This is a genomic window from Chitinophaga pinensis, assembly GCF_007896845.1.
Lineage (GTDB): Bacteria > Bacteroidota > Bacteroidia > Chitinophagales > Chitinophagaceae > Chitinophaga > Chitinophaga pinensis_C.
Genome location: NZ_VOHS01000008.1, coordinates 67,581 through 81,585, shown reverse-complemented (window position 1 = coordinate 81,585; position 14,005 = coordinate 67,581). Strand labels below are relative to the sequence as shown.

16 protein-coding genes are annotated in these 14,005 nt (G+C 44.8%); 12 read left to right on the top strand and 4 right to left on the bottom strand.

Annotation, left to right across the window (positions count from 1 at the left end):
• The first annotated feature begins 28 nt into the window (after positions 1-28).
• From rsmA to FEF09_RS10545, 4 genes are all read left to right on the top strand, one after another.
• Positions 29-778 carry a 16S rRNA (adenine(1518)-N(6)/adenine(1519)-N(6))-dimethyltransferase RsmA gene (rsmA, locus tag FEF09_RS10560; RefSeq protein ID WP_146305077.1) on the top strand — a complete coding sequence of 250 codons (750 nt, stop codon included), beginning with the start codon at positions 29-31 and terminating at the stop codon, positions 776-778.
• Complete coding sequence (locus FEF09_RS10555; protein WP_146305076.1) at positions 775-1,704, top strand: NAD(P)-dependent oxidoreductase; 930 nt, start codon at positions 775-777, stop codon at positions 1,702-1,704. Before rsmA ends, FEF09_RS10555 begins: the two co-directional genes overlap by 4 nt.
• A 172-nt stretch (positions 1,705-1,876) precedes the next feature.
• Positions 1,877-2,350, top strand: a complete 474-nt coding sequence (greA, locus tag FEF09_RS10550) for a transcription elongation factor GreA (protein ID WP_146305075.1) — start codon at positions 1,877-1,879, stop codon at positions 2,348-2,350.
• Between the two features lie 89 nt (positions 2,351-2,439).
• Positions 2,440-2,835, top strand: coding sequence for an HIT family protein (locus tag FEF09_RS10545; RefSeq protein WP_146305074.1), 396 nt, complete (start codon positions 2,440-2,442; stop codon positions 2,833-2,835).
• On the opposite strand, the gene FEF09_RS10540 is transcribed toward FEF09_RS10545, so the two are convergent.
• Both FEF09_RS10540 and ruvC read right to left on the bottom strand, forming a co-directional pair.
• The gene (locus FEF09_RS10540; protein WP_146305073.1) at positions 2,813-3,517 is read right to left on the bottom strand and encodes a response regulator transcription factor; all 705 of its coding nucleotides are present in this window, start codon (positions 3,515-3,517) and stop codon (positions 2,813-2,815) included. The two genes, FEF09_RS10545 and FEF09_RS10540, sit on opposite strands and share 23 nt — an antisense overlap.
• A gap of 158 nt (positions 3,518-3,675) precedes the next feature.
• Positions 3,676-4,236, bottom strand: coding sequence for a crossover junction endodeoxyribonuclease RuvC (ruvC, locus tag FEF09_RS10535; protein ID WP_255373245.1), 561 nt, complete (start codon positions 4,234-4,236; stop codon positions 3,676-3,678).
• Positions 4,237-4,312: 76 nt separating this feature from the next.
• On the opposite strand from ruvC, the gene FEF09_RS10530 reads away from it, so the two are divergent.
• The 7 genes from FEF09_RS10530 (at position 4,313) to FEF09_RS10500 (ending at position 10,637) form a co-directional block, all read left to right on the top strand.
• Positions 4,313-5,260, top strand: coding sequence for a lysylphosphatidylglycerol synthase domain-containing protein (locus FEF09_RS10530; protein ID WP_186774279.1), 948 nt, complete (start codon positions 4,313-4,315; stop codon positions 5,258-5,260).
• Between the two features lie 11 nt (positions 5,261-5,271).
• Complete coding sequence (locus FEF09_RS10525; protein ID WP_146305071.1) at positions 5,272-6,066, top strand: DUF3108 domain-containing protein; 795 nt, start codon at positions 5,272-5,274, stop codon at positions 6,064-6,066.
• A gap of 121 nt (positions 6,067-6,187) precedes the next feature.
• Positions 6,188-6,889, top strand: a complete 702-nt coding sequence (locus tag FEF09_RS10520; RefSeq protein ID WP_012788920.1) for a response regulator transcription factor — start codon at positions 6,188-6,190, stop codon at positions 6,887-6,889.
• A gap of 100 nt (positions 6,890-6,989) precedes the next feature.
• On the top strand, positions 6,990-7,697 hold the full coding sequence (locus tag FEF09_RS10515) for a response regulator transcription factor (RefSeq protein ID WP_146305070.1): 708 nt from the start codon (positions 6,990-6,992) through the stop codon (positions 7,695-7,697).
• Positions 7,694-9,070, top strand: coding sequence for a sensor histidine kinase (locus FEF09_RS10510; protein WP_146305069.1), 1,377 nt, complete (start codon positions 7,694-7,696; stop codon positions 9,068-9,070). The genes FEF09_RS10515 and FEF09_RS10510 overlap by 4 nt, the downstream gene beginning before the upstream one ends.
• 149 nt (positions 9,071-9,219) lie before the next feature.
• Entirely contained in the window at positions 9,220-9,699 is a 480-nt protein-coding gene (locus FEF09_RS10505) for a hypothetical protein (RefSeq protein ID WP_146305068.1), read from the top strand.
• A gap of 20 nt (positions 9,700-9,719) precedes the next feature.
• On the top strand, positions 9,720-10,637 hold the full coding sequence (locus FEF09_RS10500) for a bestrophin family protein (RefSeq protein ID WP_146305067.1): 918 nt from the start codon (positions 9,720-9,722) through the stop codon (positions 10,635-10,637).
• Between the two features lie 210 nt (positions 10,638-10,847).
• Here the strand turns inward: FEF09_RS10500 and ruvB are convergent, their stop codons facing one another.
• Complete coding sequence (ruvB, locus tag FEF09_RS10495; RefSeq protein WP_146305066.1) at positions 10,848-11,876, bottom strand: Holliday junction branch migration DNA helicase RuvB; 1,029 nt, start codon at positions 11,874-11,876, stop codon at positions 10,848-10,850.
• A gap of 114 nt (positions 11,877-11,990) precedes the next feature.
• Between ruvB and FEF09_RS10490 the strand changes: the two genes are divergently transcribed.
• Positions 11,991-13,295, top strand: a complete 1,305-nt coding sequence (locus tag FEF09_RS10490; RefSeq protein WP_146305065.1) for a M28 family metallopeptidase — start codon at positions 11,991-11,993, stop codon at positions 13,293-13,295.
• Positions 13,296-13,298: 3 nt separating this feature from the next.
• On the opposite strand, the gene FEF09_RS10485 is transcribed toward FEF09_RS10490, so the two are convergent.
• On the bottom strand, positions 13,299-13,973 hold the full coding sequence (locus FEF09_RS10485) for a peptidoglycan DD-metalloendopeptidase family protein (protein WP_146305064.1): 675 nt from the start codon (positions 13,971-13,973) through the stop codon (positions 13,299-13,301).
• Positions 13,974-14,005: the final 32 nt, after the last annotated feature.

Below are 14,005 nucleotides of genomic sequence, written 5' to 3'. Positions count from 1 at the left end.
AAGTTTTCCTTAATTTTGCAGGCTAATCATGTATACACTCAAAAAATCGCTGGGACAGCATTTCCTGAAGGATGAGAACATCTGCAGGAAGATTGTGGAGGCATTACCGGTAAATCCCGGTCAGCAGATAGTCGAAGTGGGCCCCGGAGCGGGCGCCATCACCAAATACCTGCTACAGATACCGGATGTTCACTTCAAGGCTGTAGAGCTGGACACTGAAAAGGTACAGTACCTGGAAAAGACATACCCCGATATCCAGGGCAAGATCATCAATGAAAGTATTCTCGATACCCCTGTTCCCTTTCAGGGCGAGTTCAATATGATCGGTAACTTCCCTTATAACATTTCTTCGCAGATCATGTTCCGCGTGCTGGAATGGCGCCAGCAGGTACCATCCGTGGTAGGTATGTTCCAGAAGGAAGTAGCATTGCGTATTGCAGCTACAAAAGGGAAGGAGTATGGTATCCTGAGCGTGCTGATACAGGCATTCTACAAGGTGGAATACCTGTTTGAAGTGCATGAGAACTGTTTTAATCCGCCGCCGAAGGTCAAGTCTGCCGTTATCCGGCTGGACAGACTGGAAACGTCGTATGATATTGCCAGTGAACGTAAGTTTTTTGTATTGGTAAAAACGGCTTTCGGACAGAGGCGCAAGCAGCTCCGTAATCCGTTAAAGGGTTTATTTGCTAAAGAAGTTCTGCAGGACAGTATTTTCAACAAAAGAGCTGAAGAGTTGAGTGTGGCTGATTTTGCAGCATTATCCCATAAGATGTTATGAGCAGGAAAGTATTGATCACCGCTAAGGTGCATAATTATTTGATTCACAAGCTGGAGGAAAAAGGATTCGAAGTTAATTACCAGCCGTCTATTACATATGATGAAGTAGTGGCCGCTATCCCGGAATGTACCGGTATGATTGTGACTACGAGAATTAAGGTGGATAAGGGTATGCTGGACCGCGCCGGGCATCTGGAGTGGATTGGCAGACTGGGAAGTGGTATGGAGCTGATAGACGTACACTATGCGGAAAGCAAAGGCATCCGTTGTGTAAGCAGTCCGGAAGGTAACAGAGACACGGTAGGAGAGCAGGCGGTAGGTATGTTGCTGGTGCTGATGAACAATATTCTGAAGAGCAACCTGGAGTTACGTGAAGGTATCTGGGAACGTGATGGCAACAGGGCTACTGAGCTCGGTGGCAGAACGGTAGGTATTATTGGTTATGGTAATACCGGTGGTGCTTTTGCCCGCAAACTCAGAGGTTTTGATGTGGAGATCCTGGCATATGATAAATATAAGACCGGCTTCAGCGATGAATATGTGAAGGAAGCAACAATGGAAGAGCTGTATGAAAAAGCAGATGTGGTGAGTGTTCACCTGCCATTGACTGACGAGACACATCATCTGGCGAATGCCGCTTTCTTTGCATCCTTTAAAAAGCCGATCCGTTTTATCAATGCGGCAAGAGGGAAGATTGTAAATACACCTGACATTGTTGCAGCGCTGGACCAAGGTACAATTGCAGGCGCGTGTCTGGATGTACTGGAAAATGAAAAACTTGCTACTTACAGTGCAGCAGAAAAGGTACAGTTTGAAAAACTGTTACATATGCCAAATGTAGTAATGACGCCACATATCGGAGGTTATTCCCATGAGGCCAGTATCAAAATGGCGAGGATCGTACTGGAGAAATTACACATTATTTAGCAAGAGGAGCAGCCCGGCTCTTCTATTATAAATACCGTATATATGACAATATTTATGTCATGAAATCGGCGAGGTGATGTAAAAAATATTATATTTGCGGTATACCAATCTTGCAACGCTTCTGTGCGAACGGAGGCGTTGATTTTTTTTCTTTATTCTAAAACATAACGTTATGTCTGGTATAAACTACGTTACCAAAGAGACCCTTGACCAGATGCGTGAGGAACTCAGTTTCCTGAAAACCAAGGGCCGCGCAGAAATAGCCAGGGCCATTGCGGAAGCAAGGGAAAAAGGTGACCTCAAAGAAAATGCTGAATATGATGCTGCAAAGGAAGCCCAGGGTATGCACGAAGCAAAAGTGGCCATACTGGAGAGCGCTATTGCAACAGCAAGAATAGTGGAAGCTGATTCTATTGATACCTCTAAAGTATCCATATTGTGTAAGGTAACTATTACAAATATGGCTAATAAGAAGACGTTTACCTACCAGCTCGTTTCAGAGAAGGAAGCTGATCTGAAGCTGAATAAGATCTCTGTGACATCTCCTATTGGTAAAGGATTGTTGGGAAAGGCAGTGGGTGAGATTGCTGATGTGCATGCACCTAATGGCAGTCTGAAGTTCAAGATCGAGAACATCACTATATAATTAAGCGTTTTTTACATAAAAAGCCCGCCCTTGTATAAAAGCAAGGGCGGGCTTTTTTTTATAACTTTATGCGGATTAAAACAAAACCCATGTCTGTTTTCACAAAGATCATCAAAGGCGAAATACCAGGTTATAAGATAGCCGAGAACGATAGCTTTTATGCGTTTCTGGATATCTTTCCTTTAGTGAAAGGTCATACGCTGATAGTACCCAAAGTCGAGATAGACAAGTTTTTTGATGTAACGGATGATCTGCTGGGTGAGTGGTTGTTGTTTGCAAAGCCTATTGCACAATCGATAGAGCGTAACTTTCCCTGCAATCGTGTAGGTATGAGCGTGGTCGGTCTGGAAGTACCTCATGCACACATGCATCTGATACCTATCAACACGGCGGATGATATGAATTTTGCGCGGCCAAAGCTGAAATTGACGGAGGAAGAATTCAAGGCTATACAGCAACAGATTATAGCTGGCCTGGAACGTTAAAGCGGAACCCTACCCCATGTAGGGTTTCTAATTTGACGGAGGGATCAGACTTAAAATGTTTTCTGAGTTTGGTGATGAACACGTCCATGCTGCGGCCGAGGAAATAATCATCCTTGCCCCATACGTGAAATAATATTTCTTCCCGTTTGAGTGTCTTGTTGGCATTATCGCACAGATACTTCAACAGGTCGGCTTCTTTTTGTGTAAGTGTACTTGATACCTCTCCGCTTTTTTCACGGAGTATAAGGTCATTATAGTCAAAGGTGAGTTTGCCTATATTGTATTGTGTGCGCTTTTCTGCAGTGGTGTGAGCGGCTTTACTCCTTTTCAGGAATACTTCTATTCGCAGCAGGAGTTCCTGCATGCTGAAAGGTTTGGTTATGTAATCATCTGCGCCGGTCTTGAAACCTTTGATCTTATCCTCATCCAGCGCTTTCGAAGTCAGAAAGAGTATGGGAATGAAGTCATTTTTTCTACGGATCTGTTCTGCCAGTGTAAAGCCGTCTTTTTTAGGCATAACAACATCCAGTAAACATATGTCAAAGGTCCGCGACTGGAATTGTTCCCAGGCCATTTGTCCGTCTGTGCTATGTACCACGTCGTAGCCCGCTTCTTCCAGTCGTTTCTTTGTTACCGCACCAACATTCTGATCATCTTCCACCAATAGGATTCTTGCTTTCATAGCTTGTGATGCTGATTATATAAATACCATATTCATGGTGTAAAGCCCCGAGTACCTTACAGGGGCCTCTATGAAGATTTTAGTTCAAAGTAAATACAATTTATGAACTTCTGGAAAAACGTCAGCGTTAAACCTGGAATTATCTGTCATACAAAATATTATCCTACAATCCTTTCGGGGTTTTTTTGAAGGAACTGTTCCCATCCTTTGGCTTTACGTGTATCCGGTATTACGCTTGATTCCTGGAAGAAATGACAGACCGCTACTGCGAGCGCATCGGAAGCATCCAGGAACTCAGGACGTTCATTGAAATGTAATATTCTTTGTAACATCTGCCAAATCTGTTCCTTATCGGCATTACCATTGCCTGTAATGGACTGTTTGACTTTTTTTGGAGAGTATTCCGTTACTGGTACTCCTGCCTGCATAGCAGTCGCTATTGCCACGCCCTGAGCGCGACCCAGCTTTAACATACTTTGCACATTCTTACCAAAGAAAGGAGCTTCAATTGCGCAGGAAACCGGTTTGTGCTCGCGTATCAGTTCATGTACACGGGCGTGTATCAGTTGTAGCCTTTCGTAGTGGTCTTTATGACGGGACAGCTTGAGTACGTTCATTTCCAGCAGGCTGGCCTTAGATCCTTCCACAAGTATCAGTCCGTAACCCATCACAAGTGTACCGGGGTCAATGCCCAGAATTATTTTTGACTTGTTTGCCAACCACAGTTTATTTTTGCCAAAATCTTGATGTCTGAACAAAAATACCAAAATAATTCTCAATTACCTGCTGGGAGCAGTGCTTTTTACGTGGTTAGCCTATTCCATCTATACGCAATTGCTGCATCAGCCTAACCTGAAGGCTTCTTTATGGCAGATGATGGCCACCCTGAAAGAGAAAGGAGCGCTTACCATAGTGTTGGTCCTCATCGGCATGTTGCTGAACTGGGGACTGGAAGCCCGTAAATGGCAGTTGTTAGTCAAACCGTTACAACATATATCATTCCTCCGCGCTTTCAGCGCCGTACTCTCCGGTGTCTCCTTTTCTATCAATACCCCTAACCGTATAGGTGAGTATGGAGGGCGGGTGTTATACCTCCGGAACAACCGCAGCAAGCTGAAAGCAATTGCCGCTACCATGGTCGGCAGCTTTAGTCAGCTTATTGTCACTATTATTTTTGGGTTAACAGGCCTTTGCTACTATATCAACAAATTCCCGCTGGTAAAGGGAAACGGTTATTTCGCCCCTCACTTCTGGGAGAAAATCCTGTTAGGATTGCTAATAGTTATTTGCGCCTTGGTCATATTGTTATATTTTCGACTACAGATCATCCTGGCGATATTTGAAAAGATCCCATTGTTGAGAAAAGCCCGGGTATTTGTACAGATCATTGTTCGTTACTCAGCCGGTGACCTCGAACATTTACTCCTGCTTTCAGCCGTCAGATACGTTGTCTTCTCGGCACAGTATTTGATTTTGCTTGACACATTGGGCGTAGAGATGCTCTGGTGGCAAGGTTTTTTGATGAATGCTGTTGTTTATCTTGTAATGGCCCTGGTACCTACTATCGCTATTGCGGAACTTGGACTCAGAGGGAAAGTCAGCCTGTACTTTATGGGATTACTGAGTACCAATAGTCCGGGAATTATCGCTGCCACTGTATGCATCTGGGTAATCAACCTGGTTTTGCCAGCCATCTTAGGAAGTGTGTTGTTGCTCGGAATAAAGATTTTTAAGGAAAAATAGCTTTCATCAAAATGAGGTTCCTTCTACTATTAATCGTTTGTCTGGCCACTATTCGCCCTGTATCAGCCCAAAGCCAGAACGAATTCTGCGGACTTACCAATACCAGCTTCCGGGCAGGCGAAGTCATCACGTTCAAGGTGTATTATAACCTGGGAAAACTCTTCGTAGGAGCCGGCGAAGCTACCTTTACCTGTAACCTGGAGAAACTGAATGGAAGAGATGTTTACCATATCTCCGGTGATGGTAAAACATTCCGCACCTATGACTGGTTCTTTAAAGTAAGAGATAAATACGAAAGCTTTGTTGATACCGCCTCCCTGCAACCCCTGCGCTTTATCAGAAACGTGAATGAAGGCGGCTATAAGATATACCAGAACGTTACTTTCAACCATACAGACAATACCGCTGTCAGTAACGAATCTACTCTTAAGATCCCTAAATGTACACAAGACGTGATCAGTGCTATCTATTACGCCCGTAACATCAACTTTGATAAGTACAAACCGGGAGACAAGATCTACTTCAACATGTACCTCGACGAAAAACTATACAATATCTATATCCGTTATATCGGTAAGGAAACCGTATCAACTAAGTTCGGCAAGTTCCGCGCCATCAAATTTGCCCCCCTGTTGATCCAGGGTACCATGTTTGAAGGTGGTGAGAAAATGCTGGTGTGGGTAAGCGATGACGGGAATAAAGTACCTCTGCGCGTAGATAGCCCTATCTCAGTAGGTAGCATCAAAGTAGATATGGTTGAGTATAAAAACCTGCGGTATAACTTTACATCCCTTATCAGTAAATAAGCCCCTCCCGACAACTGTCATCCTCTTTTTTACCTAATTTTAACGTTCTGTATGCAATGGCCTGCCATTTGCGGACTATAATAATACCTATATTTGTTTGCACATTAATACTTTATTGAATATGGAAGAGCGTAAACCAAAAATATTGCTGGCAGAAGATGATACCAACCTGGGTATGGTACTGAAGAATTATCTCGAACTGAATGACTACGATGTAGAACTGTGCCGTGATGGGATACTCGCGCTGGCAGCGTTCAGACGCGAGAAATTTGACATCTGCCTGCTGGACATCATGATGCCTAATATGGATGGTTTCAAACTGGCAGAAGAGATCCGTGACGTAGATCCGGATATTCCTTTGTTCTTCCTGTCTGCCAAGACAATGAAAGAAGATGTGATCCATGGTTACAAACTGGGCGCGGATGATTATATCACCAAACCGTTTGACAGTGAACTTTTACTGCTCAAAATCAAAGCAATCCTCAAACGTAATCAGGAACTGAACAGCAAAGAAGAAGAACAGCACGAGTTCCGTATCGGCCGCTATGCATTCAATGCACGCCTGCGTACACTCACGAGAGACGGCGATTCTCACACATTGTCTCCAAAAGAGAACGAATTGCTGCGTATGCTGTGCGAACATAAAAACGACTTGCTGCCAAGAGAGCTGGCCCTGAAAAAGATCTGGGGTAGCGATACTTATTTCAATGGCCGTAGTATGGACGTTTATATCGCTAAACTGCGTAAATACCTGAAGGAAGACCCGGATATTGAAATCGTTAATATCCATGGTAATGGTTTCCGCCTGGTAGTAAAGGACTGATCATATTACGAGAGTATAATGGGAAAGCTCCCGGCGAACGAGGTTTTATAAACTCCACGCCGGGAGCTTTTTGTTTGTAGCAAAGCTTATCAGAGATGTAATGAAACTTTTACTAATAGAAGATGAACCGTCGGTAGTCTCCTTTATACGACGCTATCTTGCAGAAGCCGGCTATGATGTCAGTGTCGCACTGGATGGCCAGTCTGGACTGCAGATGGCCACTGAAAATAACTTTCAGCTGATCATCCTCGATGTGATGCTGCCGGGTATGAATGGTATTGCCGTGTGTAAGGCTTTGCGACAACAACAACTGAGTACACCTATCCTGATGCTGACCGCATTGGGATCTACTGAGAATGTAGTGGCAGGTCTTGACAGCGGTGCTGATGATTATCTGGTAAAACCGTTCAAACAGGCCGAATTACTCGCCCGTATCCGCTCCCTGCTGCGTCGTAATAATGATACGACTGCCGCAGCCGCTCCGGCTGTAACACAGGTCAACGGTAATATGCTCAAAGTAGCCGATCTTGAACTGGATCTTAATACCAAAAGCGCCAGCAGATATGGGCAGACCATCGTATTGACAGCTACAGAATACCGATTGCTGGAATATATGATGCGCAACCCCAAAAGAGTATTATCCAGAATGGAAATACTGGAAAACGTCTGGGGGGTTGACTTCAACATGAATACCAAAGTAGTGGACGTATACGTCAATTACCTCCGTAAAAAAGTAAACCGTAAAGACCAGCCGGCACTGATACAGACAGTAGTCGGCATGGGATATATGCTTAAAGAAGAAGAATGACGATACGTAATAAGATAATGGGCCTTTTTACCGGATTGACAGTGTCTATCATACTCATGATGGTCGCATTTGCCTATTTTCTTATTAACAGACAATCCTTCGACGACTTCTATAAACGCCTTGAGATCAGGGCTTATATCGCCGCCAGAGCAAGACTTACACAAGACGAAGGTAACAGTGCTGCCTATGCTGAGATCAGAAATGAACATCTCGAACGCCTGCCACATGAACGGGAATATTTTATCAGACTTGATACGACTGGTAAACCACCCAGGTATCCTGAACTGGAACCTCTGCGCAAAACATTCTATGATAAGGTAAAATCGACTGGTAAAGCTACTTACCGCTTCAGAGATACTTTTTTTCAGGGGGTATTGTTTGAGAATGAATCAGGCCGCTATATCGTTATAGTTTCCGCCAGCAATGTGTTTGGACAGGAGTTCATGAACGAATTGCGACGAACGCTGCTGATCTGTCTGATTATTGCAGCTATCGTGATTGTAACAACAGGTCTGTTCTTCTCCCGTTACATCCTGCAGCCAGTCAGATTGATCACCTCCCGTGTAAAAGATATCAGGGCACATAACCTGCATCTGCGCCTCGATACGCCAGATAGTGACGATGAGATGAGTGAACTGGCCATGACCTTTAATAACATGCTGGACCGTCTGGAAACAGCCTTCGAAACACAGAATAACTTTGTCAGCAATGCTTCTCATGAACTGGGCACACCGCTGACAGCTATTATCGGAGAGGCCGAACTGGCACTTAATAAGCAACGATCTGAACTGCAATATCAACAGTCTATCTCTGTCATACTCAAAGAAGCAGAAAGACTGGAACATATCACCAAGAGTCTGTTAAGTCTCGCTCAGACCGGATTTACCGACAAAAAACAAAGACTGGAACATATCCGTACAGATGAGCTCATATTTACTGTAAAAGAGACGATTGACCGTATTAATCCTGATAATCAGGTGGAGATAGATTATTCCATGCTGCCCGAAGAAGAAGATAAACTGGTCATTCTGGGCGACCCGCAACTCTTACAACTGGCATTGAGCAATATCGTGCAAAATGCCTGCAAATACTCGGATAACCGCCCGGCATCAATTGCTCTGGCTGCTACCGATCACGACAATATCATTATTATTAAGGACAATGGTATTGGTATCCCTGCGCAGGATCTCCCTTTTATATATGATCCTTTCTTCCGCGCTTCTAACACCAGCGGTTATAAAGGATATGGAATTGGGTTACCGCTGGCGCGGAATATCGTGCGCCTCCATGGGGGAAATATCATTGTAAACAGCCACCAGAACCAGGGAACGGAGATCCGTATTACCCTGCCTACGTATATTCCTTCGAGGTGATTCTTACCGGTTTCTTACCACTTTTTGACGGCTTTCTTACCTAACGCCGTTTTTCTTACAACATTTTTACCGCTTTTTTAAACAGCTTTTATCTGTTACTTACCTGTTGCTAACCTCGTGCTGGTAGCTTTGTGTTAAAATAATTACCAATGAAGCACGTATTGATTCCAACGGATTTTTCTATCAGGTCTCTGCGCGTAGTACACGGTGTGGTTGAGCGCTTTGGAGGTGAACCGTTAAACATAGTTCTGATGCATGCACTGGAAATGCCTACATCGATTATGGATCTGATGATGCTCTCCAGAAGATCATCCCATCAGGACCTGATCACGGCAGATTATAAAGACGCATGTGAGATCATCAAAAACAAATATGCCTCTGTGATTCAATCCATGAAGACAGAGTTCCTGATAGGTAATGGCAAAGGAATATTCCGAAACTTCCTGCTGTATCACAACATAGATGTGATCGCATGTGCTGTAAAAGAAGAATTCCGCAAAGCAGGTCCTAATAGTTATAATCCTGCAGAATTGATCCGGAAAAGCAAATATCCTGTACATCAGGTACCCCTGGCGCCGAGAAAAGAGAAGTTCCTGGTATCTGCAATGTCTGAGCTATTTGAAGCATAGAACATTTAAAACCGTTACCGATGTTATTGAAGAAAAATATCCCGTTAAAATACGTTTTCGGGAAAATCAAATATGAGGTCCTGCTCGTAGCGGTATACACGTTAATTATTGTAATACTGCATGACAGGTTTAACCTGAAGCACATGGCAATTCCGTTGTCTGTGCCGATGATCATGGGTACTGTAATATCCCTGTTGCTGGCCTTCCGCTCCAATCAGGCGTATGATCGCTGGTGGGAAGCAAGAACAATATGGGGTGCGATAGTAAATGATTCAAGGTCTTTTACCCGACAGGTGCTGTCCTTTGTTGACGACTCTGCCTATGAATCTGAAGAAATCAATCATTTCCGTGAGAGAATGGTACGCCGGCAGATAGCATGGTGTTACTCTCTGAGCCTTTCACTGAGAGGACTGGATGGAAAAGAAGGATTGGAAAAGCATATCTCTAAAAGAGAGGTTGCTTATGTATCAAGGTTTGCAAACATACCAATGGCATTACTCGACCTCCATGCGAGGGACCTGAACTATGCTCTGAAACAGGGCTGGCTCAATGAGTTCCAGCAGGTGACGCTCGACCAGACATTAAGCCGTCTGTGTGATGCAATGGGTAAATGTGAGCGTATTAAAAACACGGTGTTCCCGGCTACGTACAGTCTGTATATTCATTTTGCGATGAACTTTTTCATACTGCTGTTACCGTTTGCGCTGATAGAGTACTTCGGTCTGATTGAAGTACCATTAGTAGTAGCCATCGCCGCATCTTTCCTGTTGATAGAAAAGATGGCCATTCATCTGCAGGATCCGTTTGATAACAAACCAACGGATACACCGATGACAACAATTTCAAGAAACATTGAACGTGATCTTAAGCAATTGCTGAACGATCATCATTTGCCGGAAACGACGCAAAATGTTGATCATAAGTTCTACGTGATGTAAAATTTATAGCTGTACAACCTACACTTACTCTGTTGGAGGAGGGATAGCGCTCTGGCGTATTTGAATCGAAGACTAAATCAAAGAATCAGGAAAGGGAGAATTATTGCGCCAGACGCGGTCCTGACATGGATATAGAGTGTTATATGGAGGAAACAAGTAAGGGAGCTTTTGCTCCCTTAAGTTTTTTATACCGTCTTGTAAATGAGTTGATCAGAATAATAGTCCCGGTCCGCTTCCGCCCCTTGGCGCCTTACCGAGATGTACATAGGCTTTCTCTGTCACTTCCCTGCCTCTGGGTGTTCGCTTAATGAAACCTTCCTGTATGAGGAAAGGTTCATATACTTCTTCCAGCGTGCCTGCTTCTTCACCTACTGCTGTAGCGATGGTCGTAATACCTACAGGACCACCTTTAAAGTTTTCGATGATGACCTGCAGAATGCGGTTGTCCATTTCATCCAGTCCGTATTCATCTACATTCAATGCTTTCAGACTGAATTGTGCAATTTCCAGATCAATGGTACCATTACCCATTACCTGTGCGAAATCACGTACACGTCTGAGCAATCCGTTAGCTATACGGGGTGTACCACGGGAACGGCGTGCTATTTCCAGTGCTGCTTCTGAAGTGATCTTTGTATGCAGTATATCGGATGCTCTCCAGATGATCTTCTGGAGGGTGGCTGCGCTATAGTATTCCAGTCTTGATTTGATACCAAAACGGGAGAGGAGCGGGGCCGTCAGCAAACCTGAACGGGTAGTAGCACCAATCAGCGTAAAAGGATGCAGGGTGATCTGTATGGAACGGGCACTGGGACCGGTATCAATCATGATGTCAATGCGGTAGTCTTCCATGGCAGAATAGAGATATTCTTCCACCACAGTACTAAGCCGGTGTATTTCATCTATGAAGAGCACGTCTTTATCTTCAAGATTAGTGAGCAGTCCTGCGAGATCGCCGGGTTTTTCTATAACAGGTCCGGAGGTCTCTTTGATGTTCACACCCATCTCATTGGCCACGATGCGGGACAAGGTTGTTTTACCGAGTCCGGGAGGGCCGTGGAACAGGATATGATCCAGCGCTTCTCCTCTCATTTTGGCTGCCTTGATAAAAATTTTCAGGTTCTCAATGATCTGGTCCTGCCCGGAGAAATCTACGATCTCCCGGGGCCGGATACTATTCTCGAATTCCTTTTCTGCCGCACTCTGGCGGTGTTCATCTGGTCTTATCGGATTAGACATATCGGGGTGAAAGTTACCAAAAATATTAGCTGTCCCCATACACCGGGTACCGCTTTGTTTGCTATATTGTATATATTGAACGCAAAATCAACCGTAACCCGGATAGGTCACAACATGAGAAAACACTTTATTACACTACCTGCACTATGCCTTGCCGCCCTGTTTGCTCAGGGACAGCAGATAAAGAAATCGGAGGTTAAACGTATCCTGTCAACTTTAGCGGCTGACGATATGCAAGGCCGGGAAACGTTTAAACCGGGTGCGGAGAAAGCCGCCGTATTTCTGGAAAAGGAGTTCGCTGATGCCGGATTACAACCGCTGAAAGGCGATAATGATTTCAGACAGTCATTTTTCCAGTATGATACCAAACCTTTACGTCAGGACCTGATCCTGAACGGACAGCCGGTTTCCAGCAGCCGTACCTTTATTGCCGGTGTGGAAACCAATATCAGGTGGACGCAGGATACGAAGCTGGAAGTAACAAGTATTGGCGCTGCCGATAATTTTGACAGCAAGCTAAGAGAACTGAGACGTAGCGCTACACAACCAACACTCGTATGGGTAGATAATGCGCACAGCGAAAAATTCGCGCTGTACTATAAAGGGCTGCAGGAGCATGGCGCTCCTAAAGCGGATAGTGCTGCAACGATAGCATTTATATTGAAAAATGCGACGGATGGAGATATTGACAGCTGGTCACTGGAAGCAAAACAGGAAGTAACCCGCTTACCACTTTGTAATATCGCAGGTATGATTCCCGGAAGTGGAAAATCTGATGAATATGTCATTTTCTCCGGTCACTATGACCACATTGGCATTTTGCCGCCGGTAGAGCAGGACAGTATTGCCAATGGTGCAGATGATGATGCAAGTGGTGTTACTGCTGTGCTGTTACTGGCAAAATATTTCAAGGCACATCCGCCGGTACGTACCATCTTGTTTGTGGCATTCACAGGAGAAGAGATCGGAGGATACGGTTCCCGCTATTTTTCCCGGCAATTAGACCCTGAAAAAGTGGTTGCCATGTTCAACATCGAAATGATCGGTAAGGAGTCTAAATTTGGCAAAAACAGCGCGTTTATTACAGGATATGAGCGTTCTGATTTTGGTGAGATACTGGCTAAAAATCTGGCTTCTTCGAAATTCCGCTTCCATCCTGATCCTTATCCGGAACAGCAGCTGTTTTATCGTTCTGACAACGCCACACTGGCAAGACTGGGCGTTCCGGCACACACTATTTCCACTACGCAGATTGATAAAGACACGCTTTATCACAGCGTAAATGATGAAATGGAGAGTATGGATCTGGATAATATCACCAGTATCATTCAGGCGATTGCTACCAGTGCGGCTTCTATTGTAGAGGGTAAGGATACGCCTACCCGTATTGATAAAGCGAGTGTCAGCAACCGCAGATAGCGCTTATGGCATAAGTTGCAGGATCAGATCAGGATCAGGGCAGTTAGCGAGATATTGTGCACGTTCACTGTACCTGCATACTCCGGGATAATCCCCCTGATTGCCCTGCATGTCAGTGATGATCTGGAAATGCAGATGAGGAGGCCAGTGACCGTTTTCAGCAATATCTCCGAAGTGAGCGATCAGTTGTCCGGCAGCTACCCGCATCCCTTCATGCAGGCCTTCCAGATCTTTGAGCGAAAGATGACCGTATAGCGTATGGAAGGTATATCCTTCCAGCTGATGTTGCAGGATAATAGTCGCGCCATAGTCGCCATGTACATCATTGAAACGGAAGCTGTGTACAGTACCGTCCATAGGAGCGAAGACATAGGTGCCAACTGGTCCCCAGATGTCAATACCCAGATGCAGACGGCGGGGTTCTTCTCCGGTAGAGAAATGCTCACTGCGGGAATAGATCGTACGGTGTTCAGCATAACCACCGATACCAAAGGTACAGTCATGGTCTTCCAGCAGCTGATTGACATAAGCGGTAAACCGTTCTGTATTGTCAAGTATTTCAGGTGTAAGAGAGGTATTCCGGTCGGTGAAGTCCATCAGCAGTAATCTGTCTGTTTCCGGATCAAGCAATACTACGGGCTGAAAAGGCTGATAACGCGCTAATATCTGGTCTGACATTCAAAAAGGTTGAGGCGGACAAAATACATAAT

Coding starts and splice junctions, on each gene's coding strand:
- FEF09_RS10545 (WP_146305074.1), top strand. CDS start 2,440: ATGTCTGTTTTCACAAAGATCATCAAAGGCGAAATACCAGGTTATAAG.
- FEF09_RS10520 (WP_012788920.1), top strand. CDS start 6,188: ATGGAAGAGCGTAAACCAAAAATATTGCTGGCAGAAGATGATACCAAC.
- FEF09_RS10540 (WP_146305073.1), bottom strand. CDS start 3,517: ATGAAAGCAAGAATCCTATTGGTGGAAGATGATCAGAATGTTGGTGCG.
- FEF09_RS10485 (WP_146305064.1), bottom strand. CDS start 13,973: ATGTCAGACCAGATATTAGCGCGTTATCAGCCTTTTCAGCCCGTAGTA.
- FEF09_RS10490 (WP_146305065.1), top strand. CDS start 11,991: ATGAGAAAACACTTTATTACACTACCTGCACTATGCCTTGCCGCCCTG.
- rsmA (WP_146305077.1), top strand. CDS start 29: ATGTATACACTCAAAAAATCGCTGGGACAGCATTTCCTGAAGGATGAG.
- FEF09_RS10500 (WP_146305067.1), top strand. CDS start 9,720: ATGTTATTGAAGAAAAATATCCCGTTAAAATACGTTTTCGGGAAAATC.
- greA (WP_146305075.1), top strand. CDS start 1,877: ATGTCTGGTATAAACTACGTTACCAAAGAGACCCTTGACCAGATGCGT.
- FEF09_RS10510 (WP_146305069.1), top strand. CDS start 7,694: ATGACGATACGTAATAAGATAATGGGCCTTTTTACCGGATTGACAGTG.
- FEF09_RS10555 (WP_146305076.1), top strand. CDS start 775: ATGAGCAGGAAAGTATTGATCACCGCTAAGGTGCATAATTATTTGATT.
- FEF09_RS10525 (WP_146305071.1), top strand. CDS start 5,272: ATGAGGTTCCTTCTACTATTAATCGTTTGTCTGGCCACTATTCGCCCT.
- FEF09_RS10505 (WP_146305068.1), top strand. CDS start 9,220: ATGAAGCACGTATTGATTCCAACGGATTTTTCTATCAGGTCTCTGCGC.
- ruvB (WP_146305066.1), bottom strand. CDS start 11,876: ATGTCTAATCCGATAAGACCAGATGAACACCGCCAGAGTGCGGCAGAA.
- FEF09_RS10515 (WP_146305070.1), top strand. CDS start 6,990: ATGAAACTTTTACTAATAGAAGATGAACCGTCGGTAGTCTCCTTTATA.